25 protein-coding genes and 1 tRNA gene are annotated in these 26,993 nt (G+C 44.7%); 22 read left to right on the top strand and 4 right to left on the bottom strand.

The genetic code is table 11. The annotated features are described in order from the left end of the window. Positions 1-4: 4 nt before the first annotated feature. A complete protein-coding gene (locus tag G3M70_11725) occupies positions 5-2,182 on the bottom strand; it encodes a TonB-dependent receptor (GenBank protein ID QPJ62501.1) in 2,178 nt (725 codons plus the stop codon). 627 nt (positions 2,183-2,809) lie between these two features. Between G3M70_11725 and G3M70_11730 the strand changes: the two genes are divergently transcribed. From G3M70_11730 to G3M70_11835, 22 genes are all read left to right on the top strand, one after another. Further along, positions 2,810-3,424: a hypothetical protein gene (locus G3M70_11730; protein ID QPJ62502.1), complete on the top strand. Its 615-nt coding sequence runs from the start codon at positions 2,810-2,812 to the stop codon at positions 3,422-3,424. 153 nt (positions 3,425-3,577) lie between these two features. Beyond that, the gene (locus G3M70_11735) at positions 3,578-4,810 is read left to right on the top strand and encodes a DUF418 domain-containing protein (GenBank protein ID QPJ62503.1); all 1,233 of its coding nucleotides are present in this window, start codon (positions 3,578-3,580) and stop codon (positions 4,808-4,810) included. 574 nt (positions 4,811-5,384) lie between these two features. After that, entirely contained in the window at positions 5,385-6,020 is a 636-nt protein-coding gene (locus G3M70_11740) for a hypothetical protein (protein QPJ62504.1), read from the top strand. Between the two features lie 40 nt (positions 6,021-6,060). Next, positions 6,061-6,321, top strand: coding sequence for a hypothetical protein (locus tag G3M70_11745; GenBank protein QPJ62505.1), 261 nt, complete (start codon positions 6,061-6,063; stop codon positions 6,319-6,321). Positions 6,322-6,340: 19 nt separating this feature from the next. After that, the gene (locus tag G3M70_11750; GenBank protein QPJ62506.1) at positions 6,341-7,696 is read left to right on the top strand and encodes a GTP-binding protein; all 1,356 of its coding nucleotides are present in this window, start codon (positions 6,341-6,343) and stop codon (positions 7,694-7,696) included. Then, a complete protein-coding gene (locus G3M70_11755; GenBank protein ID QPJ62507.1) occupies positions 7,684-8,730 on the top strand; it encodes a WD40 repeat domain-containing protein in 1,047 nt (348 codons plus the stop codon). Before G3M70_11750 ends, G3M70_11755 begins: the two co-directional genes overlap by 13 nt. A 36-nt stretch (positions 8,731-8,766) precedes the next feature. Continuing rightward, positions 8,767-9,873 (top strand): WD40 repeat domain-containing protein, encoded by a 1,107-nt coding sequence (locus G3M70_11760; GenBank protein ID QPJ62508.1) that lies wholly within the window; start codon positions 8,767-8,769, stop codon positions 9,871-9,873. 3 nt (positions 9,874-9,876) lie between these two features. Then, positions 9,877-11,049 carry a hypothetical protein gene (locus tag G3M70_11765; protein QPJ62509.1) on the top strand — a complete coding sequence of 391 codons (1,173 nt, stop codon included), beginning with the start codon at positions 9,877-9,879 and terminating at the stop codon, positions 11,047-11,049. After that, positions 11,046-11,249, top strand: coding sequence for a hypothetical protein (locus tag G3M70_11770; protein ID QPJ62510.1), 204 nt, complete (start codon positions 11,046-11,048; stop codon positions 11,247-11,249). Before G3M70_11765 ends, G3M70_11770 begins: the two co-directional genes overlap by 4 nt. Positions 11,250-11,388: 139 nt before the next feature. Further along, a complete protein-coding gene (locus tag G3M70_11775; GenBank protein ID QPJ62511.1) occupies positions 11,389-11,817 on the top strand; it encodes a MerC domain-containing protein in 429 nt (142 codons plus the stop codon). Then, positions 11,814-12,233, top strand: coding sequence for a phosphoribosyl-AMP cyclohydrolase (gene hisI, locus G3M70_11780; GenBank protein ID QPJ62512.1), 420 nt, complete (start codon positions 11,814-11,816; stop codon positions 12,231-12,233). Before G3M70_11775 ends, hisI begins: the two co-directional genes overlap by 4 nt. A 2-nt stretch (positions 12,234-12,235) precedes the next feature. Next, the gene (locus G3M70_11785; protein ID QPJ62513.1) at positions 12,236-13,570 is read left to right on the top strand and encodes a dihydroorotase; all 1,335 of its coding nucleotides are present in this window, start codon (positions 12,236-12,238) and stop codon (positions 13,568-13,570) included. A 52-nt stretch (positions 13,571-13,622) separates the two neighbouring features. Further along, entirely contained in the window at positions 13,623-14,519 is an 897-nt protein-coding gene (locus tag G3M70_11790) for a GTP cyclohydrolase I FolE2 (protein QPJ62514.1), read from the top strand. A gap of 353 nt (positions 14,520-14,872) precedes the next feature. Continuing rightward, positions 14,873-15,313 carry a ZIP family metal transporter gene (locus G3M70_11795; GenBank protein QPJ62515.1) on the top strand — a complete coding sequence of 147 codons (441 nt, stop codon included), beginning with the start codon at positions 14,873-14,875 and terminating at the stop codon, positions 15,311-15,313. Positions 15,314-15,640: 327 nt separating this feature from the next. Then, positions 15,641-16,078, top strand: coding sequence for a hypothetical protein (locus tag G3M70_11800; protein QPJ62516.1), 438 nt, complete (start codon positions 15,641-15,643; stop codon positions 16,076-16,078). A gap of 47 nt (positions 16,079-16,125) precedes the next feature. Next, complete coding sequence (locus tag G3M70_11805; GenBank protein QPJ62517.1) at positions 16,126-16,326, top strand: DUF1289 domain-containing protein; 201 nt, start codon at positions 16,126-16,128, stop codon at positions 16,324-16,326. A gap of 534 nt (positions 16,327-16,860) precedes the next feature. Further along, a complete protein-coding gene (locus G3M70_11810; GenBank protein QPJ62518.1) occupies positions 16,861-18,909 on the top strand; it encodes a TonB-dependent receptor in 2,049 nt (682 codons plus the stop codon). A 410-nt stretch (positions 18,910-19,319) separates the two neighbouring features. Beyond that, positions 19,320-19,853, top strand: a complete 534-nt coding sequence (locus tag G3M70_11815; protein QPJ62519.1) for a cation transporter — start codon at positions 19,320-19,322, stop codon at positions 19,851-19,853. Between the two features lie 763 nt (positions 19,854-20,616). Beyond that, positions 20,617-21,024: a DUF3299 domain-containing protein gene (locus tag G3M70_11820; protein QPJ62520.1), complete on the top strand. Its 408-nt coding sequence runs from the start codon at positions 20,617-20,619 to the stop codon at positions 21,022-21,024. Positions 21,025-21,047: 23 nt separating this feature from the next. After that, on the top strand, positions 21,048-21,692 hold the full coding sequence (locus G3M70_11825; protein ID QPJ62521.1) for a DUF2796 domain-containing protein: 645 nt from the start codon (positions 21,048-21,050) through the stop codon (positions 21,690-21,692). Positions 21,693-21,807: 115 nt separating this feature from the next. Beyond that, positions 21,808-22,401, top strand: a complete 594-nt coding sequence (locus tag G3M70_11830) for an ABC transporter ATP-binding protein (GenBank protein QPJ63799.1) — start codon at positions 21,808-21,810, stop codon at positions 22,399-22,401. Between the two features lie 2 nt (positions 22,402-22,403). Then, positions 22,404-23,663 (top strand): FtsX-like permease family protein, encoded by a 1,260-nt coding sequence (locus G3M70_11835; GenBank protein ID QPJ62522.1) that lies wholly within the window; start codon positions 22,404-22,406, stop codon positions 23,661-23,663. 536 nt (positions 23,664-24,199) lie between these two features. Here G3M70_11835 and G3M70_11840 read toward each other — a convergent pair. The 3 genes from G3M70_11840 to G3M70_11850 all read right to left on the bottom strand — a co-directional run bounded on the left by G3M70_11840 (position 24,200) and on the right by G3M70_11850 (position 26,972). Beyond that, positions 24,200-24,277: transfer RNA gene (locus G3M70_11840), tRNA-Pro, on the bottom strand. Between the two features lie 13 nt (positions 24,278-24,290). Continuing rightward, positions 24,291-25,187 carry a hypothetical protein gene (locus G3M70_11845; protein ID QPJ62523.1) on the bottom strand — a complete coding sequence of 299 codons (897 nt, stop codon included), beginning with the start codon at positions 25,185-25,187 and terminating at the stop codon, positions 24,291-24,293. A gap of 354 nt (positions 25,188-25,541) precedes the next feature. Further along, the gene (locus tag G3M70_11850; GenBank protein QPJ62524.1) at positions 25,542-26,972 is read right to left on the bottom strand and encodes a PAS domain S-box protein; all 1,431 of its coding nucleotides are present in this window, start codon (positions 26,970-26,972) and stop codon (positions 25,542-25,544) included. Positions 26,973-26,993 lie beyond the last annotated feature (21 nt).

Here is a 26,993-nt window from a genome sequence, read left to right on the forward strand (position 1 = left end):
CAGCCTAAAACCTATAATGAGCATTTAATTGAAAACCACGAGGAGCACCCAGCAATACCTCAGAGGTATAGAACGGGTCCTGCCAATAGGCATATTTTTCGTCAAACAGGTTAGTTACTTTAGCGGTAAACTTAACTGGCCCCCAAGTGTATGACCCGAAAACATCAGCGACTGTATAGTCTTCCAAAGTAATTATGTTGGCATTGTCTCCGAATCGATCACCGACATAGCGAACCGCTGCCCCAACTTCAATAGGCAAATTCGCAATATTTTGATAGCTGGTGATGAAATTTGCCGTCCACTTCGCAACATTCGGTGGTGTATTCCCAGAGTTGGCTCCAAAAACTCCAAAGTTGGCATTTGTATAGGCGAAATTGCCCCCGATATTCCAATCCTTCGTAATTTCGAATGCGCCATCCACCTCTACTCCATCGGAAAACTGGCTTCCAATATTCTGAACGGCCCCACCTGGTCCTCCCGGAGATAATATGTTGGTCCGTTCAATGTCGAAATATGCCAATGTAATATGACCTCGATCCTCTAAAAATGAACCTTTTAATCCGATTTCCCACTGCCGGGCATTGGTCAAATCAAAGTTCTGATTACCATTCACTACAAAAATATTGGACCCTATCGGATCCGCACCGGTGCTCCACTGAAAATATCCAGACCAGGCAGGAGTCACATCGTAAACAATGCCAGCCCGCCAACTCAGAGGCTCAAAGTCTCGTTGAAAAGCATTTCTCGTATTGAAGCTTCCATCCAGATTGAAGCTATCTCGATCAAGGTCAATGTGATCGTAGCGAAAACCCGCGACAGCTCGAAATTTATCAGTTATCTTCAATGTTTCTTCCATGAATACGGCAATGGTCTCAATGACCGTAGGATTTCGGAATGACGCAGATAGATTGGGGAAACTTCCCGGTGTAGGATTGAATGGATTAACACTGTCAAAATTTCCGAAGAACCGGCTGTTTCTGACAAAATCAACGTGCTGGTAATCCACCCCCACAAGAGTGCGGTTAGAGCGACCTAGAATTCTATTATCGAGTTTGGCAGTAAAACGATTTCCCAGAGTAACCTGCTCATGGCCTACGAAAAATCGGTCACGATCAATCAATCCGGTTCCTGAATTGAACGAAAAAGTTTCGGAATTGGCCCAAGCTCGTTCGGCATCAAAGTAATAAAAGGTATTTTTTAATTGTATTTCATTCGTAGCTTTAAAACTGATATCACCTCGTGTGAAATGCTGGGTTGACTCCGCAAGATGATCGGCAACATTAAAATTGAGGAACCGCATACGCCGATCCAGAGTGCGACCATCCTTTGTTGAAATTACGCCCGACAGAGGCTGGGTCGCAAACGCCTGAGAAACCAGCGGGGTTCCCCAATAATTTGCAAGGTCATCGTCAAGAAAATCGTATTGGAATTTCACATCAAATCGATCATTGGGCCGCCAAAGGATAGAACCTGTGCTATTGAGAGATCGTGTTCCACCATCGTCTACATAACCGCTGGTGCCGGTTTGACTGATATCTGTTCTGAACCAGATGTTATTTCCAATCGGACCCCCAAAGCCACCAGCTGCCATGTAGTTATCAAAACGCCCATAAGAAGCTAAAACCTCACCAGTGTACGCTTCATTTTTGACAGGAGATTTTGTAACCATATTTATAACACCGCCGATCACTCCCTGACCCTGAAGGACAGATGCAGGCCCCTTTAACACTTCTATTCTGTCTAAATTAAATGAATTAGAGGGTCGGCCCACCATCCCTGCGGGTCCCAACCAGATTCCGTCACGTAAAATATGAATCTGATTTGCAGAGAAACCTCGCATCGAAAATGACATTTGAGCCGCCGGTGGATTTCCCGCAATAATTCCTGGCATTCGTTCTATTGCTTCGGACGGGGTAAAGTATCCTCGGTTCATCATTACCGAATTTTTTTCAATATGGACACTTGCAGGGGTTTCCCGAATGCTAAGACCAAGTCGGCTTGATGTTTCTGATGGAGTTTCAAGAAGTGTTTCCTTGGCAAAAATAGGAATCTCATCGAGTACTAATTTCGACGAGGTTTTTGAGGAATTTGAATAATCGGTTTTTGAATCGTCAGACATTGCTAAAACAGGGAGTATCATAATTATGAAAACGGCAAATGTACTGACAACAATTTTATTCATCCTTTTTAGATCCTTATGAATTTATTTAGTGACGTTTTTTGCCTTTACCCTTTGAGTCAGGGCAAAAAAATAGAGTTGATTCTCTCCAATGGCTCAGGTTGAATCCTTAGCTGAACTGCGCTTCTTCACTGCATAAAAATATGAGCGTTTCTATGAAAGTTGTTTGCCTGCGATGTACAGAGGTATTAGCTTTACTGGAAACCGACCTTTTTTGATGCCCTCAAAACCCGAGACCGGAAGCAGAATCCCCATGGAGGAGGTAATGTTCTGAAGAAAACCTTCCGGCCCCGAGAGGCCTGAGAACTTTTAACTCTTGATATTTTTTTTGCAAACTATTTGCAAAATTTAAGCGACAAACTATCTCACGAAGGCCATAATTGCAAGTCATTTGCAAAATTTATTGCAAATAGTTTGCATTTTTTATAGAATGTTCGTGCTTTGGGAGAATAATTTGAGGATTTAAAAGGTTTCATCTCTGGTAAAACGTCTACTCCCTGTAGAAAGGGAGGTGAATGAAGAAAAAATTGAAGGAAAGTATTGAAAAATAAAATCTTACCCGGTTCCGAAAAATTCTTATTCCAAGTCAAGCATCGGAAACAAAAAATAGATATCCAGGAGAACAAATAAGTGGATTACCGATTTATTCCCATCCGTAGGGGAACTTGGTGGAAGCATATAAGCACTCAAACGGTTTCAGGCCAATCGCTGGAAGACGCATCGGAAGGTGAGCTTGGCACTGTATTGTCGGTTCTCAGAGATACATTACTTTTTAATTGGCAGAAGGTTATGTTCGGCCCCTGGATGCAGGGAGTGATTTTCGAAATGGCATTTGACGAAAAGCCAATAATGAATTTGAAGAACGGATATTTAACGGTAGGGGCATCATCCAGTTTGTCTCATTTTCATTTCTGTGTAATAAACCCACAGGAATTCCATCGACAAGAAAAGACTAAGGAGATTGATAATAATAAAGTCTGTAGCAAGATTGGGTTTTTCTCAAAAGAACCGAAACATGAGAACACAATCCTCGAGTATGGAATTCGTTTTTGGAATAAAAAAGATGAGGAAATGCTGACGATATTTTTTCCATTTCCAAAACTAAACTCTGATAAAAAACTTATCCGGTTTCAAGACTGGACTAACATTCAGTTGTGGAATGATCTGATAATAAAATACTCTGGAAGTTCCTCAAATACCATTAGAGCAAGCCAAATTGAACGGTTCAGCTTACTTAAATTTTAAAAATTAGCCCGATGGATCAAGGGGCGCTCTTTGTATTTGTATTGTATGACTGCCAAGAAATAGCGCCTGATGATAGTACATTTCATTTTTAACTCTCCATTATTCGCCTCCAGAACAACTCGCTTTCTATCTCCTTTTCAGATTAAACATTAAATGCTGAAAAAATTTAAACCCACCGAAATGGATGAGCGCATTGATCAATTAGATGCTGTGCGGGGCTTTGCCTTGATCGGGATCTGCATCGCAAATCTGGTAAGCTTCGCCGGATTTTACGTGATGACTCACTCTCAAAGAGAGAATTTACCTTGGGCATCAATGGATCCTGGAGTTCTATTTTTTATCGATTGGCTAGTGGAGGGAAAGTTTTATTCAATATTCTCCCTGCTTTTTGGGATGGGATTCTGGCTACAAGCCACGAGAGCTGACAAATCCATAAGTTCGTTTAAAGTTTTTTGGTTGCGTCGAATGGGAGCTTTACTTCTTTTTGGTGTTGCACACATGTTCCTTATTTGGCCTGGTGACATTCTGATGCTTTATAGCGCTATGGGAATAATCCTTCTGTTGTTTATAAAAGCTTCGTCCAGGAAATTGCTGTTATGGGTTGTATTGCTGCTCTCTTTACCCTGGCTGATCCAATGGGTTGCATTTTTTACGTCAGATCATATTTTTTGGAAGTCCCTCGCTCAGCTAAGTGAGCGCTTGAAAGAACAATGGGGTTTTGGCGGACGTTCATTGTTTGATATGCAAACGTCTAATTCTGTGTTTGACCATATACTATCTAATTTTTTTAGAGCCGTTGAACGGCCGATGAGCTATTTAAAATCTGGAAGACCCATGCAAGTATTGGGACAGTTCTTACTGGGTATGTGGATTGCGCGAGAAATATTGTTCAACATGGAAGGAAAGCAAACCCTTTTTTATGCCTGGGGAAAATGGATGGGTGGAGTAGGATTATTTACAGGTTTGGTTTATGCGTCTATTAAAGGATTTACCGGCTCTCCATGGTCTCCAGATGAAACAGGAATATTGCAGTCTCTGGCATATCACATCAGTTGCACTTCTCTCGCCCTTTGGTATATCAGGTTGATTTGGCAAAATTGGCTTTACAAGAGGTGGCGAAAAATTTTTAGATGGTTGGTCCCGCTTGGACGAATGCCCCTTACAACTTATTTAACTCAAAGCATTATTGGATTGTGTTTGTTTTATGATTTTGGGCTTGGCTGGAGGGGTTTCATGCCATTTTCAGGATTGATTCCGATAACTCTTTTAATAATTATTCTCCAGCAAAATTTTTCACGTTGGTGGCTAAGCCGAAGGACTCGGGGACCGCTGGAATCACTTTGGCGACTGCTGGCTTATGGGGATTTACGAGTGAAGCAACCATGAGTTATGCCAACTTCTTGACGGAGATTAATTTAACTTCGGTAGGTATAGAGCGTAGGTGAAATGATCATAGTATAGGACCCGGAGGGTGGGGGATCGAACCCATTTTTAAAACATTAGATGATTGGAACTCGATTCTCCAGGATTCCTCCCCGGATAATTCTCCGTTACCCCAACGGTTGAATTGCCAAATAGCTTGTCCTCCGGAATCCCCAATTATTGCCTCAATATCAGCTTCCCATCTAAAAATCTTATCCAATTCATCAAAACTCAGATATCCGGAATCACTCCTGATCCTGGCTCCATGAAATTCCAGATTCCAATTCCGACCTGAATTTGTCGAAAAAGCCCGTTTCCTTCCTTCGTCCATTGGATTTCGCCATTTTTCCCTTCGAAATTGCCTATTTGAAGGCAACTCCGCCTGTAGTAAGCGGGAAAAATGAAACTATTTAATTTGGACAGTAGATATTAAAAAATATTTTTGCAAATAGTTTGCATTTTTTTAAAAAGCATATTATGGTGGCCATAAGAAATTTGCGAACTATTCGCAAATTTATGCCTGTTTATTGAGGAAAAAATGCCAATTCAAAATACCCTGGTGGCGGAAGATCGTTCTTCGTTTTCTATCGATCCTTCCCCTTATTTTCGGGGGCTGATCAAAGTTAAAAAGTTTGCCGAGATTTTAATGAGCCAGCAGCTTTGGTGTTTTGGAAAGGATATTAAGAACCCGGGAAATAATTTACTCATTCGGTACGGCTTGGAAAAGTTTCGCCCACCCAAAAGACTCGACGGCAGCACAAATTATATCGCCACAATAAATGGAGAAGTCAGATTGATTCTATGGGGTTTTGGAATTTATTTTGGGTGTGGCAATAACAGCGGCGTCTACCTTGGGCGTTTCGATTTTTACCCAAAATTAATTGGCGAAGTACCGTTGAATCCTCCTTTCTGGTCGTCTTCTGCTCTTCCTGATTTAGTGCCGCCCTCAAACGAAGAAGAATGGGAGCACTCCTTTGGATTGATCTCAGAGTTTTGTGAATGGGCGACCCGTTATGAGGATTGGGTAAACCAAGTAATGGGTAATTCGTACCGAGTGAGTTGCCTGGAAGATTGGGATCAGCAAACCGTTTTCAGCGACGACATGGCAGGAGCTTGGAACCGCTTGGCGAATTACTTTGGACAGCACCTCGTGTCAAACAAATTTTCAATTTAAATGCTGCTCTGTTTTAAGAAGAAATGGAAAACCTAACCTTATGCAAAATCTTTTTGGCAAAAACCAGGAAAAGAATGTTGCGGCAATTTTGGAAATTAAAAATTGGGTGCGGGAAGTTTTTAAGTTGAATGAAAACGAAAGCATTCTTGTCACAGAATTGCAATGTCATGAAGAGGGGTGCCCGCCTATTGAAACGGTAATCGTTATTTTGAGAGAGGGAACCAAAAAAGAACAGTACAAGTTTCATAGGCGGATAAACGAAATTAATTTTGAGGATATTGCTGAACTACCAAAGCGATAACGAAAAGCAGAGGAATGCAATGAGTATTGAACAACCAATCGAAACAGTACCAGTAACCGTTTTAACCGGATTTCTCGGAGCCGGCAAAACAACCTTGTTGAATTACATATTGACTGAAAACCATGGGAAAAGAATAGCTGTTATTGAAAATGAATTTGGAGAACTCGGCATTGATAACGATTTGGTTATTAATGCAGAGGAAGAAATCTTCGAAATGAATAACGGTTGTATTTGCTGCACTGTCCGGGGAGACCTGATTCGGATTCTTGGAAATTTAATGAAGCGGCGAGACAAGTTCGATTACATTTTGCTCGAAACTACCGGTTTGGCGAATCCAGGCCCAGTAGCTCAAACGTTTTTTATGGACGACGAGATTGGCGCGAAACTATCGCTAGACGGCATCGTGACGGTTGTTGACGCCAAACATATCAACGACCGGATAGAGGATAGCAGTGAAACGCGGGAGCAAATTGCTTTTGCCGATGTGATGCTTATCAATAAAACGGATTTGGTTGCGCCTGAAGAGCTCATTGCCTTGGAAACGAGACTCCGAAAAATGAATGGGGCTGCCAAGATTTTTCAAACTAAAAACACAAAGATCGATTTGGAAAATATATTGAATATCTCTGCCTTTGATTTGCAGCGATCCCTGGAGACTAACCCCAAGTTCCTTGAGCCAGAATATCCATTCGAATGGTGTGGAATATTCGAACTTGATGCAGGTCATTACCAGTTCACTCTTCAAGAAGGGCCAGATCCCGGAATGAAAGTTTGCCTGGGCCAGGCTTCACAAGCGAACCAAGACGAAATAAAACAGTCGATAGAACCCACAGTTCTGACCTTTTCCGAGGAAAAGGAAACTTTGCATTCTGAAGACTCTCTAAAACCAAACGGTAAGCTGTTTTATTTAGACCTTCAATCTGATCAGTCTCAGTTTTTCATACATATTCCAATAAAAGGTTCTTACATTTTGTTCTCCGAACACATGCCAGAAGAATTTAACGCTAAGTTAAAAAATGAAAATGGAGAAACAATCCAGCCCGAAGTCTCGCAAATTTTTAATCCTGACCATGAGCACGACGACGAAGTTTCTTCTGTTGGAATAAGCCTGGCCGGAGACCTGGATCAGGAAAAGCTCAATCAATGGCTAGGGATTATTCTTCAAACCAAGGCCGTAGATATCTATCGAATGAAAGGAGTCTTAAGTATAAAAGATCAGCCTAATCGGTTTGTTTTCCAGGGAGTCCACATGCTTTTTGATATTACTTCGGAAAAACCTTGGGGAGACAAAAAGCGGGAAAGCAATCTGATTTTCATAGGCCGAAATTTGGACCGTAGTTTTTTTGAAGATGGAGTTCGTTCGTGCCTAAGCTAAAAAAAACAAGTCACAAAAAGAACGGCAAACCGCTGTTGCAGGAATGGTCGCAATCAATAGGAGACTACGTTATTGATCTTTCCTGGTCCCCTGACGGCTCTTCTCTGGCTGCAGCTGAAACCAGTGGGCCCATTACAATTTTTGATTCTGAGCATGGAAACAAAATATCCGTTGCTTCTGGCCATAGTTTTGGAACCTCTCAAATTGGATGGAGTTCAGTAGGAGAGAATTTTGCCAGCGCCGGTCTGGATGGGTTAATTCGATACTGGAATTTGGATGATCAGGCAAAAGAGATTCGCTCCATGGAGGGAGGCTCGTCCTGGGTCGAAAACTTGGCATGGCACCCCCATGGTAAATATTTAGCCACTAGCGCAGGAAAGTATTTGCGATTGTGGAATTCGGAGGGTGAGTTGTTGGCTGATTGGAGTGACTATGAAAGCACCATTGCCGATATTGCATGGTCTCCATCCGGTGATTGTGTGGTTGCCGCAACTTATGGCGGGCTTACCTTCCGCTTCCCAGAGCAACCGGACAGACAGCGAAAATTTGAATGGCAAGGTTCTTCGTTGAAAATCGCCTGGAGTCCCGATGGAAAATTTATTGCGACCGGTGATCAGGATTCGACGATTCATTTTTGGGATGTTGAAAGCGGTCAAGACAGTCAAATGTCTGGTTATCCCACCAAAGTACTACCATTAACTTGGAATTCTACAAGTAGATATCTGGCGACCGGAGGGAGCAATACAGTAATTCTCTGGGATTGTTCGGGGAAAGGTCCTCAAGGCACTGATCCTATCCCACTGGAAAAACATAAAGAACTGATTTCTGCAGTGGCTTTTCAGAATAATGGACCGCTCCTGGCTTCCGCCGATCAATCAGGGTTGGTCGCAATATGGAATAACGAAGAGTCTAAGAAACCACTAGCCACTGTCAATTTTGACTCTGAGGTCACTCAACTGGTCTGGGCACCCAACGATGAATCTATCGCCGTTGGCGACAATCTTGGAAACATAATTTCAATGAAACTGAATTGAAAAAACACGATTCTCCAAATCCTATGGTTCAAAAGTATGAAAATTAAACAAGACCTGATTCAACAGGATGTATTAGACGAATACATTATTGATCTTGACTGGTCTCTAAGCGGAGATTATTTAGCCGCTGTTACTGGCAGTGGTCAAGTTGCTTTAAGAAACATGAAATCTGATGGCCATTGGATCGAGCTTGGTCGACATAAGCATGGCATTAATTCCATGCAATGGCATCCTTACGAAGCCTTATTGGCAAGTGCAGGGCATGATGGAAAATTGACTTTATGGGATATATCGTTAATGAGCGAAGCATGGAGTCAGGATTTGGGAGGGTGGATTGACTGTTTAAGCTGGAGTTCCCTTGGATATTATTTAGCTTCTTCATCAGGAAAAAATTTAAGCATATGGAGTTATTCGGGAAAACACGAACAGTTTTGGCTCAATCCTAAAAGTTCTATCTCGGACATTGAATGGTCTCCAGATGGTCGTTTTATTGCGTCTACCGCCAAAGGGGGAATCACGATAAGAGGATATGGGCATTTGGAAACAACTCAATTACTTGAATGGCATGGCTTCCCAGTAAAAATAGCCTGGCAGCCAAATGGAAAGCATATTGCCATGGGAGACGAAGAAGCAGTTCATTTTTGGGAAGTTGAAACTGGCATGCATCATCCCTTGTTCGGTTACAACTCCAAAGTCTCTAAAATGTCCTGGAGTTCCGACGGCAGTTATTTAGCGACTAATGATAGAGAAAACCTGGTGATCTGGGATTGTGGCAGAAAAAAATCTGACAACGAAGAATTGTTCCCTTTGGTGGATTTGATTTCTAAAGAAAGTTTGGTTGGTCCAGGGTGCAGGGCCCCTATTTTACTTAAACAGCATGCAGGTGCAATAAAATCTCTGGTTTTCCAAAAGAAGGGAGGATTGTTAGCCTCCGGAGATGAAAGAGGAGAGGTTCATATTTGGAATCTAAAAATATCAAAAGCTCCTGTTGAAAGTATCTCCCTTGGTTATCCAATTTCAAAAATCGCCTGGTCTCCAGATGGGCAAGGCATGGCTGTAGGCGGAACAGAGGGAACAGTATCAATTTTTTCTTTTGATCTCACCGAAAAGGCGGGTGCTTCAGTCAGTCTTAAGGAGTTGTAACGTATGCAAAAGGTGTCAGTTACCCGGGGAGGTCCAGCCCCCGACCCAGTAGGCGAAGCCGACTCGAAATTCATGGCGGTCATCGCATTTTTTCATGGGGTAATCAATGACTGGATTCAAGACGCGCAAACGACGATTGCCTGCGGCTGCTGGGCCGATGGAGCCGTCAGCGAGATTATTCCAGCGGGGCGCGCCCAACTACTCCCGGCCCGCTATCAAGGGTGTTTTGCGGGTGTCCGCGAAATCCTATTGGACGACGGCCCCCATCACCTTCATATCGATTTAGGGCGTGTGCACAGGGTCTGCTATGCCATCGCCCCCAGCGTTTGCCTGGCCTTCAAGCCGGCGCTTGAGGTCCGCTTTTTGATTGTCGGACCAGGCGGCGCGCCCACTGATCGCTGGGTGCTTTCGCTGATGCCGGACTGCCCTTACCGGGAAGACCAGCTTGATGAAGCAGTGGTTCATCGTTTCATCGAGCGATTGCGCTTGCACGCCAAACAGGCTCCGGGTTTAGTCGAACTGTCTGTCGACTCTGAAGTCCGAAAAAGTCCTCAAGGTGCGGCCTTGCTAAGTCAGATGCAAGAGGCGACGGACCAAATTGACACAGGTTGGGACGGTGTAATTAAGGCTCTGGCACCAAACCATAATCACGGTTCGACTGTTGAAACGATGGATCCGCCATGCTTACCGCTGCTAAGCGAAGCTCTGGACCTGAAAGAGTCCAGTCTCGTTATCTACAGGGAGCGTACGCTTGTGGAATTTCAGACCGAGAAGATCGACGGAGTTCACCGATATGTGGAACAAGGCCATGTTTCCTGGCAGATCGGCGGGCTGCAGGATCACCACTGCCACCTCGCTCTGGGATCGGTCCACCGTGTGCTGTTCTCCGCCGAGCCGGTATCCTGCCAAGGGGGAGGCCTTAACTACACCATTTGGTTCTTGACCTCCGGTCCATCCGGGAACCCATGGCGCCGCGATGGATACTTTTCGGTGGTGTTGAACCGTCCTTATAGAGGGAATGTCCCCCGGTTGGAGGTCATCAAGCCCATGCTGGACCTTTACCAAAGGTATCGCAAGGAACCCTGGGTGCAGGCGGACGAAAGGTTCTTGAACACACTCGAACGGGGTGTGCCCGATCGCCGACAACAGCAACTGGTGTCAGTAGGGAGTGAATGATGCCAAGATTGAATCTCGAGGATGCGCGTGCTGTTGGAGCCGCTGTTGAATACGCACTATCAACACTTCCACAGAATGCACCGCAGCGCCCGAACTGGGAAAGAGCTTTTGATCGTCTGCATCTTCGACTGAAACTCGCCGAACAGGGGATTCGTCATCAAAGGCGAAAGCATTCGAAACTTGGCCCAGCCAATGACTGAGGATTTTACATCACGACATGCCAGGGTTTAAGGCCCGAGCCCTAGCGCAACATCTGGACCAGGTTTCGGAGGGCAAGTCACATTGCTTGTGTGATGATTACCTGGCACAAGCGACTTAACAAAACAGGGAAAGTATTCAATGAAAACAGCACAAGAGGTAACAGATAAATTGGCCATAGGCTTATCGCTGATGTGTGCCATCCATTGCCTGGCTCTAACAACTCTATTGGCATTGCTGCCCAGTTTGGTGGCTTTACAACTGGATAACGAGGCTTTCCATCTCTGGATGGTCGTGGCCGTAATCCCCAGCAGTGTTTATGCCTTAACTTTGGGGTGTAAACAACACAAGCGATATCGGTTGCTCATCCTGGGTTTCATGGGATTAACGCTACTTGTTATGGCGTTAGTTTTGGGAGAAGAGCATATCGGTGAGGCAGGAGAAAAATTACTTACGTTTCTAGGGACCTGTTTCGTTGCGGTTGGGCACTGGTTCAATTATCGCCTTTGTCGATCACAAAAAGATAGTGACTGTGTCTGCCCAAACCATAAAAACCAAGGCTTAATATGAAACGGGACTATTTTATCGCTCTCGAGCAACATAAGAACAACAGCTCACTGGCGTTGCTGGAAGTCATCGACCAGCTAGCCTTCAATGACCAGGGCTTAATCCCCGTAATCACTCAGGACGCAAATACTAAAACCATGCTTATGTTTGCCTGGATGAATAAAGAAGCGCTCCATAAAACAATTGTAAACAAACGCATGACTTACTGGTCGCGGAGCCGCCAACAACTGTGGGTAAAAGGTGAAACCAGCGGCCACGTGCAACGGGTGGTCTCCATGTCATTTGATTGTGATGGTGATGCAATCCTCTGCCAGGTAGAACAGCAAGGTGCCCCCTGCCATACCGGCAGGCCATCCTGTTTTTATTTAAACGTAGAGGCCGACAATCAACAGGTTGTTGTAAAAGGAGATCACGCCTGAATATGGGAGCAACGCTCATCAAACATGCCCGCGTGGTGAATGAAGGTCAAATCAAAGAAACCGATTTGCGAATTTCCGATCACAAAATCGAAAAAATTGAAACCGATATCAAAGGAAAGCAATCAGACCAAATAATTGAAGCTAACGGTTGCTATCTGCTGCCAGGAATGATCGATGATCAGGTACATTTTCGTGAGCCGGGGTTAACCCATAAAGGCACCATCGCAAGTGAATCCCGAGCAGCGGTGGCAGGTGGGATCACCAGCTATATGGAAATGCCCAATGTTATTCCACCCACGACAACAATTGAGGCGCTCGAGCAAAAATACGCCATTGCTGCTGAGCGATCATATGCCAACTATGCATTTTATTTAGGGGCAACCGAAGACAATCTTGAGCAAATAAAGCGACTCGACCCCAAGAGGCACTGCGGTGTAAAAGTGTTTATGGGGGCATCGACCGGTGATTTATTGGTTGAGACACCTCACGCGCTTGAGGCCATTTTTCGCGAATCCCCCGTACTCATTGTTACTCACTGTGAGAGCGGCCCAACCATTAGTAAAAACCGAGAAACGCTTCTTAACTCGAAACCAACTTTAACTATTGAAGATCACCCAATACTTCGCGATACCAACGCTTGTTATGCTTCTTCATCTTATGCTGTAAGTTTGGCTAAAAAATATCAATCCCAATTGCATGTACTACATATTACAACGGAAAAAGAACTTGGCTTATTTGAGTCTCTATCCGTAGAGAAAAAGCGAATTACTGCAGAAGCCTGTGTCCACCATTTGTGGTTTACCGACAAGGACTACAAGCGTTTAGGTAATTTAATAAAGTGTAATCCATCGATAAAAAGACCGAGTGACCGCGATGCATTAATTCAAGCCTTGCGCACCAACCAAATTGACATAATTGCCACCGACCATGCCCCTCATACCTTGTTAGAAAAACAAGTTAGCTACGATCGGGCTCCTGCAGGGCTTCCACTGGTCCAACATGCGCTATTGAGTTTGTTAGAACATGTGAAGGATAGGCGCCTCAGATTAGCTCAGGTTGTAGAAAAAACTGCACACAACCCAGCGCTTCGATACGCCATATCTGAGCGAGGGTTTGTGCGGGAAGGTTACTACGCAGATTTAGTCCTCATAGACAGCAAAACTTCCACCACCGTCACTCATAAAAATAGTTTATACCGCTGTGGCTGGACTCCTTTTGATGGGCAGGTGTTTTCTTCGCGAATTAAAGGCACTTGGGTTAATGGTCAGCAGGTTTTTAGCTGTGGCGAAAACGTATCTGGCAAGCCTTTAGCCTTGCCGCTTGCCTTTAATCGATAATTATCGAGGGCAAAATCATTTTCTTTCAACTTTTTATTCAGGCGTGATTTAAATGCAGTTTTCCAGATTACTACCCGATATTACCAATACCCAACATGCACCAGAAAGTTACTCATTGCAGTGGGTGGGAATGGAAGATATTGCCGTTCCCATCCTTTTTAATGAAGGTGACAGGCAGCAACAGAAAGTGTCGGCTAAGGCCAATGTGTACGTCAGTCTTGATGACACTACCGCCAAAGGCATCCATATGTCTCGCCTTCATGCCCATCTCAATCAACTTTCCACCCAAACTTGCGACAAAGAGGGGCTCGATTTACTCCTGAAAAATTTGGTCTTCTCTCAAGAAGGGATCAGCCAAAGCTCAAAGATTGATCTGACCTTTGACTTACTGCTTCCCAAGGAATCTTTGCTCAGCAACGAAACCGGTTTTCAAACCTACCCCATCGAGATAAGGGGTCAACAGTTAAATGGCAGATGCCACTACGGCTTAAAAATAACCGTTCCCTATTCAAGCACCTGTCCTTGCTCGGCCTCACTTGCGAATCAGTTGTTTGCCAACGCCATAGACAATCAATTTTTAGGACAGCGCATTCAAAAACAGGAACTAATTTCATGGGCGCACGCGACGACGGTAGCCACCCCGCATGGTCAGCGTTCATTCGCATATTTAAATCTATCACTAGGCGACAATCATTGGCCTTCACTGCCGTCTCTCATTGCACAGATCGAAGAGACAATCGGTACACCTGTGCAAACTATGGTCAAGCGCAGCGACGAACAGGAATTTGCCCGATTAAATGCTGACAATCTGATGTTCTGTGAAGATGCAGCGCGAAAAATTAAATGCATGCTGGAGCAATCCGATTGGGCCCTGGATTACTGGTTCAAAGTGGAGCATCAGGAAAGCTTGCATGCTCATAATGCGGTGGTCATCGATCAAAAATATTAAGCTGATGAGATAAACACCTAGTCCATACACTACTGTTTGAGATTCTAGGATATTTTTCTTATAAGGAACGAGTAAAAATGGAAATTACTATACCTTATCCATTACTGGGATTTACTATTTTTGTAACTATGTTGGGAGGTTGTCTCTCCACCTTTAAATCATGGGCTCCCAGTAAATTCGAATACATTATCAATTTCTCTGCTGGAATTTTTATTGGAGCCGTTTTATTTCACATGATTCCCGACGCGACCCCTATTTTAGGGTTTCAAATGGTTTTACCGATCATAATCGGATTCTTTTCAATTTACGGGATAGAAAAAGCGCTGGGACGAAAAGACTACACGACTCAAGAATTGGCTTTTCAAAAAATGGGGCTGACCGCATTGCTGGGCCTTTCCTTTCACGCTTTTGTCGAAGGCTTTGCAATGGGCGCTGCAACCTTGATGAATTTTGGGTTTGCTGTCGTCGCGGCGATTATTTTTCATAAGTTTCCCGCCGCAATGTTATTAGGCGCTCTTTTTATAAAAGGAGGGGAGTACGATAAAAAAACCATTGTTTCGGTCATATTTTTATTCGCACTAACCACACCCCTTGGAGTTTTGCTTTCTTTTGGTGTTTTTAATTTGATCGATAAATATTGGTTGGGTGTCGCCATTGCCGTTTCTGCCGGAACTTTTATTTACTTAGCCTTTTTTGATCTGATGTTGATAGGCAACAAAAGAAAAGGTAACAAAACGCTGAACATAATTTTCTTTGGATTTGGAGCATTGGCAATGCTTTTATTTCAAGGCTGATTTTAAGAGTGTAAAAGTGGCCATGGAAATCATATCAAGGGTAAGGTCAAACACTGGACCTTGACCACACTGTAGGAGAAACTGATCAAGATGGGCGCGAAGGTTATCCGGCATACCGGTAGTATTTCTTTTCAAATTGCTGAGGTGGCTGTTTCAAGAGAACTATTCCATGCGGTCTTGCAAAAGGTTATATGGTCTCGGATTTTACCGGTGACTAGAAAAGTATTAGCCAACAAGCTCGGATAAAAAAATTTGGGATTGAATTGTATGAGGTAAATAAAATAAAAATAGAATCTCAACCCAAGACAAATAAAAGGACTTGGCTATATGAAAGATCTAAAAAGTATTTTCCTTAACCTCGAAAAAAAACTCAAACAATCAAGTTGGTTTGATGACGGCTGGGAAATATTTAACCGTGGGACTTACCTGCAACTCTATAAAGTGAATTGGCACAATCATAATCAAGGCGGAATTCATTTTGAAACTTATATCGAAACGCCTCAGATCAAACAAAAAGCGTTTCCAGTTTGTATGCATGCAGAAAAAGATTGTCCCTCTCAATCTGAATTTATTGAAAAATTCCTGGAGCTAGAGGGAGATCGCATAAAGAGTTGGAAGGGGTATCAGACGGTCGGTAAGGGCTACAACATTTGTCAGCGAACACTGCCGCTCAATTTAAAAAAATTGGAACAACGACTTTTTGAGGAATTTAACAATCTTCGACAGCTGGGACCTAGCGTCGAACAGATATTGAGGGGGCTTTGATTCCAAGCCAATAAAATGGAGAAAGAGTAAAGGTGAGGGCAAAATAAGTGAAACGGCAAAAAAGTCCTTGTATTGATGTCTGTGAATTCTCAGGGCCTAAGGGATGGTGTCTGGGTTGTGGGCGCACTCGGCCAGAATGTCGAAAGTGGAAGGAAATGAAGCCGTATGACAGAAACATCCTTCAAAAAAAGCTAAAAAAGAGAATGTTTCAAATTGGGGCAAAGCAGATCGAAAAAAAATTACTTTAATGCATAGTAGTGAAATTTAGTGGTGACGCGGTACTGACGCCGCATTGATTGTGCTGGACCATCGTTGTGCTTGTATTACCTGTTTTCGAAAGAGGAAAAATCTAGGTGTGCCTGGTGACTTTTATTAACTTGAAAAATAACAATTCCTCTCAACCCTTCTGGCCTGTCCTGCTCTTGACGGTCTGTTTTGGGTTGGTGGCGTTGTTCGGGGCTCCGCTTCACGAGCATGACCTGGATCCCTCCCATATAGAATTAGACTGCTCTCAGTGCCACCTTCAGCACACCGGCCTCAGTCTGGAGGCCCCCTCTCCAGAGCTTCCCTATTTGGTTCCAGCCATTTCCTGGATAGCAGAAGCGTTTATCTCTTGGGTTGCCTACGTTTCTCTGATTTATTTTAGCCGTGCCCCACCGGTCTTCCGTTGATTATAAAACCTTTTCCCAATTATAAATTACCTCTTTGTTTTCAGGGCTGGGGCTGTCTGATTTGTTTGGAGTCCCGGTTTATGGAGGAGAGGGGTGTCAACGGAGTGAGCCATGTATCGATACAAATGTCTAATTGCGCTGTTTGTTGTTGCCTTTTTTTCCACTGCCCCGGTAATGGCAGTGGATAGGCTAAAAGAACCCGAAAGCCCTAAAAAACGGCATGAAATTCATCTTGACCAGATTATCGTGACTGATCCCGCACAGAAGAAAATTTCCGGGTCGGCCAAGCCGGTAACCATATTGCACGACGAAGAATTACAGGTAAAACGAGGAGGCACGATAGGCGAAACCTTGAAACTGGAACGTGGCGTCCATGGTCAGTCCTTCGGCCCGGGAGTGGGGGTTCCGGTGATTCGTGGGCAGAGCGGCCCGCGGGTTCGCGTATTAAGCAATGGTCTGGGCGCCAATGACGCCGCTCAAGCCAGTCCGGACCACGCTTCGACTGTGGTTCCCCTGCTTGCCGAACAGATCGAAGTCCTGCGCGGACCGGCCACCCTGCAGTATGGGAGCGGCGCGATCGGCGGCGTGGTTAACGTCATCGACAACCGCATTCCGGAACGCCCCTCCGACAAACTGGTGGGTGGCACCTTGGAGCAAAAGTTTAATTCCGTTGCAAATGAGCATTCAACGACCTTAAAAATTGAAGGTAGCAAGGACCACTTCGCTTACCACTTTGATGGGTTTTACCGGGACCGGGGAAACACGGATATCGGCGGACAGGCGATCGACGTGGCCCGGGCCCAGGTCAGCGAACCCGACCTGGCGGTGACTCAGAATACCACCGGTTTCATCCGCAACACTGAGGGGGATGCCAGGGGCGGTTCAGCCGGATTTTCTCTGGTGGGAGACGCCGGTTTTATCGGGATTTCGGGAAACCTGCTGAAAGATACCTACGGAATCCCTCCGGAAGGAACGGATGATGGTGAGCTGGCCCAAATCCGCCTGGAGCAAAATAAATTCGATTTCAAGAGTCAATGGAACAACCCCCTGGGCATCCTGGATTCGATCCGGGCCCGATTGAGCTTCACTGATTACGAACACCTGGAAGGCGAGGAAGGGTTGTTTCGTAATGACACGTTTGAAGGCCGAATCGAAATTCCGCACAAGCCCATCTTGGGAATTGACGGCGTCATTGGGTTCCAGAGCATCAACAGCAAATTCGCTGCTATGGAATTGGAAAGCGGAGAATTTATTGTTCTCCCCACTCGGACCAACAGTTATGGCGTGTTTGCCACTGAATCGGCGACTGTCGGGCCGGTGGAAGTTGAAGCCGGAGTTCGGGTGGAGAACGTCTCGCTGGACCCGGCCGGTTTCGACCGCCCATTTAGGAGCTTCACGCCCGTCAGCGCTTCGGCTTCAGGCATCTGGTCAATCAACGAAAACCACCGGGTGAATGTCGCCTACACCCGTTCCCAGCGGGCGCCGCAGGTACAGGAGTTGTTTTTTGAGGGTTTTCATGAACCCCTCCGCGCCTTTGAGCAGGGCAACCCCGGTTTGGGGCTGGAAACTTCAAACAATGTGGATGTGGGGTACCGGTTTTTCTCGGACTGGGCGGTGGTCGAGCTTGATGTGTTCCACAACTCGGTGGACGATTATATTTTTGTGGGAAGGACCGGTACCGTCGATATGGATGGAAACCCGGTCGTGCTGTATCAACAGACCGAAGCTCGGTTTGTGGGTTATGAGGCCAACCTCATATTTCCGCTGATGGACAATCGAAACGGAATTGTCGATCTGACTCTGTTCAGTGATTACACGCGTGGGCGGTTGATCAACCGGGGGGATGTTCCCCAAATGCCTTCACTGCGCTGGGGATTCCAAGTGGATTATATACTGGGGCTATGGAGCTCCAACATTCGTCTGACACGGGGGGAGGCTCAGGACCATCCCGGTGCGAACGAAGCCAACACTCCGGACTATGTTCGTCTGGACCTTTCCACGCACTATCATGTGGACGATTTTCAGGGCGCGGAGGTGATGGTGTACGCCAAGGGCAACAACTTGCTGGATGAAAACATCCGAAATTCCACTTCGTTCCTGAGGAACTTTGCTCCCGAAGCCGGGCGCGGGGCGGAGGTTGGTGTCCGGGTCAATTTTTAAATCCAGCGGGTCCCGCCGGAGACACCCTCTCCGGCGGGACCATTGGGGTATTCCAACTAATTGTTTTTTTTATAAGTTCAGGTTAAACTTTTTTGTGTTCCCGCAATTTTGATCTAAACTTAAAAATAATCGACTTCCCCAAAAATATAATTAAGTTGACACCCAAGGAAAAAAGGCAATGAAAAAAGCGACTCAGTCAATTTTAGACCGATTTTCAAAAGGCTTTTCGATTGCTCGCACACTTCACTACACCATCTTCTCCTTGATGTTCACTGCCATTTTAACTTTTTCAAGAAACCCCAAAGTTATGAGTTATGGACGATTGCTGCTCAACTAACCAAGAGATTTGGGAAAAAATAGCTCAAAAGCATAAAAGCACGCTTTGGGTTGTTCTTTGCCTCAACCTCGGAATGTTTGTAATCGAAGCCGTTTATGGCTGGTTGGCGCATTCCAACGCCTTATTTGCCGACTCCTTGGACATGCTGGGGGATGGGATCATCTACGGGGTATCCCTGATGGTTTTGAACCAGGAAGCGATTTGGCGAAACCGAGCAGCCCTGGCAAAAGGATACTTCATGGCCGCACTGGCCTTCTCCATAATGTTGCTTTCATTTTATCGGTTTTATAATCCGGTAATGCCTACCGTGGAAATGATGGGTATCATTGGAATTTTAGCCTTTGCTGCAAATGTAACCTGCCTGTTTCTGCTGACCCGCCATAAAAATGACGACATCAATATGCGTTCTGCCTGGATTTGTGCACGCAATGATGTTTTGGCGAACTTAAGTGTATTGGTGGCAGCGGGAGGCGTAGCCTGGGCAAGCTCCCCTTGGCCGGATCTGGTGATCAGCATGCTCATCTGCTCTTATATTTTAAAATCCTCTTTAGTGATAATAAAAGAAGCGCAGGAAGAATTGAAACCCACCATTCTCCCTATTGGTTAGGCAAAGAATCCATTATTTATTGGGTGCGTTTTTGAGAGAAAAAGAGAAGGACCAGCTTCAAAATGCCAACAAATAACATTGTTAAAAACAAAAGTATCAGTGAAAAATTTTTGGTGCTACTGCTGATATTGAGTTTCGCCGCATTGGCGGGGTTGGAATCTGTTCTCCACAACCACGACTTCGACTTTGAAGAGGTCCATAGTGATTGTGCGTCTTGTCTTTGGAAACAAAGTAATTCTCAAATTGACACCGCAGTTCCAAATTCCCCGATTTCTTCATTCATTCAATCCTTCTCTCGTATATTTTTTAAACCCCCATATATTTCATTTGCTCCTGTTATCTTTGCCAATCGAAGCCCTCCCGAGTTTTTGTAAATTTCTTTTTCATATAACTAATTTCATCCATTTTTGAAAGCAAACCGCTACCCGTGCGTTCTTTCTTTGTCCATCATTGAACGGGATTGGGTTTGTTATTTCTGAAAATAATCTGAAACTATTTTGGGGGCATAGCTATGTCTAAGAATGGTTTATTCCGCCCATCAGGATCAAGGATCAATTATCCTCGGATCCTTTTCAGGCTAAATATTTTTCTTATTTGGCTTGTCACAGCTCTCATTTTCGTTCAACCGGGAGTGCTAATTTCCGCAGAAAAAAATAACCCCAATGTGAAAAAGGTTGAATCTGGTTTTTTTAGCAAGTTTAAAAACTTTTTTTTCAAAAAAGCCGAACCGGAGGAGATCGATGAAATCCCCTTTATGAGGGAAATGACCTGGAGTGACCTGTATCAATTGGACCCGGAAACTCACCAGGCTAGTTGGAATTTGCAAAAGCAGCTCAGTATAGATGTGATGATCAAGGGATTCATCATACCCCTGGATTATGATTCGAAACAAAGAATTATCGAGTTTTTGCTGGTCCCTTATATTCCCTCATGCATGCATGTTCCTCCACCACCGCCCAGTCAAATGGTCCATGTCAAACTCCAAGAAGGAAAAAAGATGAAAGATATTTTTAATCCTGTAGAAGTTGTAGGCCACTTGAAAGTTCTCCAAGCCAAACTTTTGGATGACCGATTGACAACTTCCTATGCCATGGATGTTCGATCACTGAAAGTTTTGACTGATTCCGGAATGGACCCATTCAATGACTTTTTTGGAAACACAATTCACTAGACAGTTAAAAAGGATGAGCCGTTATGAAGCAAATAATTTTACTTTTAATTTTAGCGGTTGTATTTTTTTCGCCCCCCGTTTATGCCGAGAGCTCTTTAGCCGCACATCTGCATGGACATGTCCAGCTCAACGTGGCAGCCGATGGAAAAACTCTTTTTGTTGAAGTTCATTCGCCTTCGGAAAGTTTTTTGGGATTCGAACATCGACCAGAAACTGACCAACAAAAATCCCTTTGGACTTCGATTAAAAAACAATGGGAAAACAAAACACAGGAACTGATTCAAATTGATCCATCCCTGTCCTGTGAGATTAAAAATGCTCATATGGTTATGCATTTTGAGGGAGAGGGAGGACATCACCATGATGACGACCATCATCATGAAGAAACGAGTAAGGCCCATGGTGAGGATTTACACCACGAAAATGAGCAACACAGTCATGAGGAGTACCCCAACCATGTTGAGCAAAAAACATTGATGGGAGTGCACAGCGAAATCCAAGCAGATGCGAAATTTTTGTGTCGTGAAGAGATAAAAGATTCGCAACTGGTCGTATGGTTAAAAAAACATTTTCAAAATATTGAGGAGATTGAAGTCCAGGTGCTTCCCAATTCAGGCACACCTTATTCAAAAACCCTGACACGGGATAAGGCGATCCTGGATTTATGATTTTACTCCTGGAAAGGATAACTGGAATTTGAAACCGGCCATCAACATACAAAACCTGAGTTTCCACTACGAAGAGGCCCATCCCATTCTGGAATTGGATGCATTCGAAGTGAAAATGGGGGAAAAGATTTTTGTATATGGTCCCAGCGGGTGTGGAAAAAGTACATTGCTTGGGCTGATAGCAGGGATATTTTTGCCGCAGCAGGGAACCCTGGAAGTTCTAGGCCTTGATTTTGGTTCTACCTCAAAAGGAAGGAGGGATGAAGTTAGAGGTAAGGAGATTGGCTATATTTTTCAAACTTTCAATTTAATTCCGTACCTGAATTGTCTGGAGAATATTTTGCTCCCATGCATTATCACTCCCCAGAGAAAAGCCAAAATCACGAGACCTCTGGAGCAAGAGGCTGCCTTGCTGGCCAATCATCTGAACCTTAATGATGTCTTACATAAAAAAGCTCGCCAGCTCAGTGTGGGTCAGCAACAAAGAGTTGCCGCTGCTCGTGCGTTGATCGGCAATCCTCAACTGGTGATTGCAGACGAACCCACATCTTCTCTGGACGGCAAGAATACCAGGGAGTTTTTGCAACTAATGCTGCGGGAATGGGAGGAAAAAAATTTCACTCTGGTATTTGTCAGTCATGATGAACGTCTGGCAGAGGAATTCGACCGCAGTGTTTCTCTATCAGAAATGAACAGGATCAAGGAATAAGGATGATGGTCGTTTATCTAACCTGGAAATCCATTCAAAACAGAAAAATGACTTCACTGCTTTGTGTGGTTTCAATCGCATTGAGTGTCGCTTTGCTATTAGGAGTCGAGCGGATGAAAAACGGAGCCCGCAACGGGTTTACCAATACCATCAGTCAAACCGACCTGATTGTGGGAAGTAAAGGGGGCCCGCTTCAACTGGTACTGTATACGATTTTTCGTATCGGTGCGCCCACGAACAACATCCGCTACTCCTCATATACCAAGATCAAGAATCTACCTGAAGTGGACTGGACGATTCCTATCTCCCTGGGCGACGCCTACCGTGGATACAGGGTAGTGGGGACCGATGAGAATTTATTCAAATACTATCGCTATCGTGGGGATAAAAAAATTGAGATTTTGGAAGGCCAAATTCCCAAGGGTATTTTTGATGTGGTTCTGGGCTTTGAAGTGGCGCAAAAATACCAACACAAAACTTCCGATTCGATCGTTTTGTCGCATGGCATTTCCAAAAGATCGATCATGGAGCATTCAAACACGCCCTTTAGAGTCGTGGGTGTCTTGAAACCCACGGGCACACCCATCGACCGCAGTGTTTTTATTACTCTCGAAGGAATGGAGGCCCTTCATTTTGGCTGGGAAGAGGGCGTCCCGCGCAAAGGAAACGACATTTCTCCGGAAAAGCTGAAAAAAGCAAACATACAAATTAGGCAGATCACCAGTTTTCTTTTAAAGACAAAAAATCGTATCCAGACGCTTAAGTTACAAAGGAAAATTGATTCATTCCCAAAGGACCCTTTGATGGCAGTGATTCCAGGTGTGGCCCTGCATGAGTTGTGGAGGACCCTTTCTTATGTGGAAAATATACTTTTTCTGATCAGTCTATGTGTTTTAGTTGTTGGACTGATCAGTGTGATTATCTCTCTTTACACATCTCTAAACGAACGTCGCAGGGAAATAGCCATTTTCCGTGCACTGGGTTCAGGAATCGGTAAAGTCGTTTCGCTCCTGATGTTTGAATCGACCCTGATCGTCCTTATGGGTATCCTTTTGGGTACCATTTTTCTCTACCTGGGTCTGTTTATTGTTCGACCTATTCTGGAATCCAACTTTTCCCTTTACCTCCCGATTCAATCCCTATCTTCCACCGAATGGATGTATCTGGGCGGAATCCTTTTGGGCGGCATAATAGCGGGGCTCATTCCTGCCATCAAAGCCTATCGCAATTCATTGCAAGATGGTTTAACCATTCAGGCCTAACTGACCCAACTGGAAATTCACCAACATTTGAAAATAATTCACAGCCATTTTCGGCAAACCTTGACCCACTTTTTGAATTTGCAAGGTTCGCATATATTGTATTATTTATTCCCTGTTTCAATTTCTTGAAGAGAATGAATTTATTGAAAAAACTTGCTTGTTATTTGGTTAATAACTTTAAATTTATATCCGTGCTAAAAAATATAAATTACCAAACTGGAGAAATATTTAAAAAATTAGTGAATAATCTTCCTGATATTCTAAGTGTTTTACTTGTTGGCCTTAGAGTTAGCCTGAAGGTAATAATTTAGAAGCGAATTCTCAAGGTGTTGCTTTATTGGAGCTGATGAGTGAAATTAAACCGTTTACCTACTGATTACAAATCAGGGGCTTCGGGCGCGATTAATTTAATTCCAATCAAAGCGGTAAGAGTTGATGCTATTTAGGCAGGATCGTTTTTATGGGTAAATGCTAGCCATAGCGTTAGCCAAAACAAAAAAGGACCTGGTGGATTTCCACCAAGTCCTTCTTTTATTTGGTCGGGGCGAGAGGATTTGAACCTCCGACCCCCTGCTCCCAAAGCAGGTGCGCTAGCCAGGCTGCGCCACGCCCCGATTTATTATTCTTTTAATGTTGCGAATGTACACCCGCAACTTTCTTCCTTTGCTCTTCCGTAAGAGCCTTGAGCAGTGATATCTTGGCTTCCACCATGATCTGAACCTTCTGCATTTTGAGCCCGCCGATCAGCTTTGCCAATTCGTGCATCCGGGGTTCATCAATTGTACCAGAGTGAACCAGGCGGTCCAGTTCCATGTGAGCAATCATGAGATCAGCGCCAAGTTTGATCCGTTGCTTCTCCCAGTTAAATCGCATGCGCATAATGGACTTAACTTGCTCCGAGGTCAAGCCCAGTTTTTCACGAAACTTCAAAATATGGCGGAATGGGTTGGATTTGTGCCCCCCATAGCCGTGTCCGCCATGAGCTGAACCCCGATGAGCGCTATGGCTGCCACCTTTCTTGCCGTGATGCCCACCATAGCTGCCGTGGCCTTTACTGTGTCCGTATCCTTTTTTGTGGCCGCGCTCATAGCCTTTGCCGCTTCCTTCTTTCCCATGATGTTTTTTCCCATGATGTTTTTTCGCATGATGGGGAGAATGTCCTCCGTAGCTCTTGCCATGGCCCTTGCTGTGTCCGTATCCTTTGCCGTGCCCGTGGCTGTATTTTTTAGACCCACTTCCTTCCTTGTCTGTTTTCGGGTGGGCACCGGGACCGTATCCCTTTTTCGTACTGCCTTCAGTTTTGGTCGAAGGTTCGTCCTTGGTGACGCTTCCCTCTTCAGCAGGAGGGGGATTGACAAACCGAAACCCACGATCCATGGGATTGCCCTCATCGGGACCTGGAATTTCAGGGTGGGCATAACTGCCAGAGGTCTCGGCAATGGCGTTCAACGGGCTAATTACCCATCCAGATACAGCTAGCATTGAAAGTGCAAGAACAAGAGCTTTTTGTTTTTCCTTAAACATAATATTTTCCTTTCCTGCCTGAAGTTTCCAGGAACTACTGGATAAAGGTTCACTATGATGACGAGATTCAGAAGCGGAAACAAACCGCCTGATCTTAATAGAGCCTGTCACGGTTGGGAGGACCCAAAACCTGTGTAAAGATTCCGGGTATTTGCCCATGCATCCGTGGTAAGTGGCAAATGTTTGAGGCACCTTTATTTTACCTGATCGAAAGAACCGAGATCAAAATAAATTAATGGGGGTTTTAATATTTATAAACCCTCTCACACCGGCCGAAAAAATGGTTGAAATCTTGTCTTGGAAAAGATGGAGGAGGTTGAGAGATTTAAGATTGTTGAAATGTAGGAATTGATGTCATGTTCTTCCGGGATAAGTAAAGAAAAAGGTGGTTCCCTCGCCGGGTTTGCTGTTTGCCGTAAGTGTGCCATTATGGCGTTCGACTATTTTGTTACATATGGCAAGGCCCATACCGCTTCCTTCGTAATCGCTCCTGCCGTAGAGCCTTTCGAAGGGTTTGAGGATACGCTCCAGATTGGTAATATCGAAACCGATACCATTGTCCTTGATAGAAAAAAGCCAATCTCCATTCTCTTGTTTTTCGGCGTCAACCTGGATTTCGGGGGGAATACCCTCACGGGTAAATTTCAGGGCATTTCCCAGAAGGTTCAAGAACAATTGACGCATCTGGGCCTCGTCCGCCATCAGCCGGGGTAGGGCGGTCAGTTTGATGATCGCATTGGATCGATTGATGAGCAACTCCAGGTCCGAGATGACTTCTGTTAACAGGGCATCCAGGTCAACCGGTGTGAAGGGTCGTGATTCAATAGTGATTTGGGAAAGTTGCAGAAGATCGTCAATAAGGTTTTGCATTCGTCCACCTGCCATCTGAATCCGGTCCAGAAAATAAAGTGACTGCTCATCGTTTTTCTGGGTGATGCAGGTCATCAACCGGTTTCCGAAAGCGGTGATTTTGCGCAGAGGTTCTTTCAGATCATGGGAGGCGATAGTGGCGAAATTCTCGAGATCCTGATTGCTCCTTTTCAGATCCTGGGTCTGCTTCTCCAGTTGGAGAGCCATTTCCCGGTGCGAAGTGATATCTTCAATAGTTCCAAAAATAATGCGTCCACCATCCTGAAATAACAACCGGGTTCGAAACTCTACCCAGCGGAATTCACCGTCGGGTCGGCATAACCGACACTGAACAAAGCACTCCTGGTTGTATTTCATATCTTTTTTCCATGTTTCCAGAAACTGCTCTCGGTCTTCTTCATGGATCAGTGGCAACCAGGATTTTCCAAGAGTTTCCTTAAGAGAATGCCGGGTGATCACTTTCCAATATGTATTCGCGTAAGTCAGATTAAAATCAGGATCTGTTTGAAATATTCCTATAGGGGCAAAATCCATGATTTGGCGAAGCTGGTTTTCCTGCAAACGATTCAGTTCTTCTTCCCGGCACTGATTACTGATATTGCGTGCAAAACCCTCTATGAAGCCGGAGTCGCCGTCGGAAGATTCATTTCGTTGTTCGACCATCTCGAACCAGAACAGACGGCCACATTTTCCGGGAATCTTGCAACGATAGATTTTGAGGTCCCCTAAGACCAGTTCCTGCCCAAGGCGATGAAGACCTCCTGTTTCTTTTGAGGGGATTGGAGTCCAGGAAGACCATTGATTAATGAATTGCTCGGGAGTCCAGCCCAGCGTGTCGGTGACTTCAGGACTGACAAAAGTAAAATCACCCTTCTGGGTTCTTTCATAAAAAAAACCAGCTTGTCGCATTAGCATTAATTTGTGCCAGCGGGACTG

The organism is Candidatus Nitronauta litoralis (genome assembly GCA_015698285.1).
In the GTDB taxonomy this organism is placed as follows: domain Bacteria; phylum Nitrospinota; class Nitrospinia; order Nitrospinales; family Nitrospinaceae; genus Nitronauta; species Nitronauta litoralis.

What these genes read in the sequence shown, in the direction of transcription:
- G3M70_11750 (QPJ62506.1), top strand. Translation starts at nt 6,341, where the DNA reads ATGAGTATTGAACAACCAATCGAAACAGTACCAGTAACCGTTTTAACC.
- G3M70_11820 (QPJ62520.1), top strand. Translation starts at nt 20,617, where the DNA reads ATGACCTGGAGTGACCTGTATCAATTGGACCCGGAAACTCACCAGGCT.
- G3M70_11740 (QPJ62504.1), top strand. Translation starts at nt 5,385, where the DNA reads ATGCCAATTCAAAATACCCTGGTGGCGGAAGATCGTTCTTCGTTTTCT.
- G3M70_11830 (QPJ63799.1), top strand. Translation starts at nt 21,808, where the DNA reads ATGGGGGAAAAGATTTTTGTATATGGTCCCAGCGGGTGTGGAAAAAGT.
- G3M70_11725 (QPJ62501.1), bottom strand. Translation starts at nt 2,182, where the DNA reads ATGAATAAAATTGTTGTCAGTACATTTGCCGTTTTCATAATTATGATA.
- G3M70_11760 (QPJ62508.1), top strand. Translation starts at nt 8,767, where the DNA reads ATGAAAATTAAACAAGACCTGATTCAACAGGATGTATTAGACGAATAC.
- G3M70_11770 (QPJ62510.1), top strand. Translation starts at nt 11,046, where the DNA reads ATGATGCCAAGATTGAATCTCGAGGATGCGCGTGCTGTTGGAGCCGCT.
- hisI (QPJ62512.1), top strand. Translation starts at nt 11,814, where the DNA reads ATGAAACGGGACTATTTTATCGCTCTCGAGCAACATAAGAACAACAGC.
- G3M70_11845 (QPJ62523.1), bottom strand. Translation starts at nt 25,187, where the DNA reads ATGTTTAAGGAAAAACAAAAAGCTCTTGTTCTTGCACTTTCAATGCTA.
- G3M70_11815 (QPJ62519.1), top strand. Translation starts at nt 19,320, where the DNA reads ATGTTTGTAATCGAAGCCGTTTATGGCTGGTTGGCGCATTCCAACGCC.
- G3M70_11810 (QPJ62518.1), top strand. Translation starts at nt 16,861, where the DNA reads ATGTATCGATACAAATGTCTAATTGCGCTGTTTGTTGTTGCCTTTTTT.
- G3M70_11850 (QPJ62524.1), bottom strand. Translation starts at nt 26,972, where the DNA reads ATGCTAATGCGACAAGCTGGTTTTTTTTATGAAAGAACCCAGAAGGGT.
- G3M70_11735 (QPJ62503.1), top strand. Translation starts at nt 3,578, where the DNA reads ATGCTGAAAAAATTTAAACCCACCGAAATGGATGAGCGCATTGATCAA.
- G3M70_11745 (QPJ62505.1), top strand. Translation starts at nt 6,061, where the DNA reads ATGCAAAATCTTTTTGGCAAAAACCAGGAAAAGAATGTTGCGGCAATT.
- G3M70_11825 (QPJ62521.1), top strand. Translation starts at nt 21,048, where the DNA reads ATGAAGCAAATAATTTTACTTTTAATTTTAGCGGTTGTATTTTTTTCG.
- G3M70_11800 (QPJ62516.1), top strand. Translation starts at nt 15,641, where the DNA reads ATGAAAGATCTAAAAAGTATTTTCCTTAACCTCGAAAAAAAACTCAAA.
- G3M70_11835 (QPJ62522.1), top strand. Translation starts at nt 22,404, where the DNA reads ATGATGGTCGTTTATCTAACCTGGAAATCCATTCAAAACAGAAAAATG.
- G3M70_11785 (QPJ62513.1), top strand. Translation starts at nt 12,236, where the DNA reads ATGGGAGCAACGCTCATCAAACATGCCCGCGTGGTGAATGAAGGTCAA.
- G3M70_11790 (QPJ62514.1), top strand. Translation starts at nt 13,623, where the DNA reads ATGCAGTTTTCCAGATTACTACCCGATATTACCAATACCCAACATGCA.
- G3M70_11775 (QPJ62511.1), top strand. Translation starts at nt 11,389, where the DNA reads ATGAAAACAGCACAAGAGGTAACAGATAAATTGGCCATAGGCTTATCG.
- G3M70_11765 (QPJ62509.1), top strand. Translation starts at nt 9,877, where the DNA reads ATGCAAAAGGTGTCAGTTACCCGGGGAGGTCCAGCCCCCGACCCAGTA.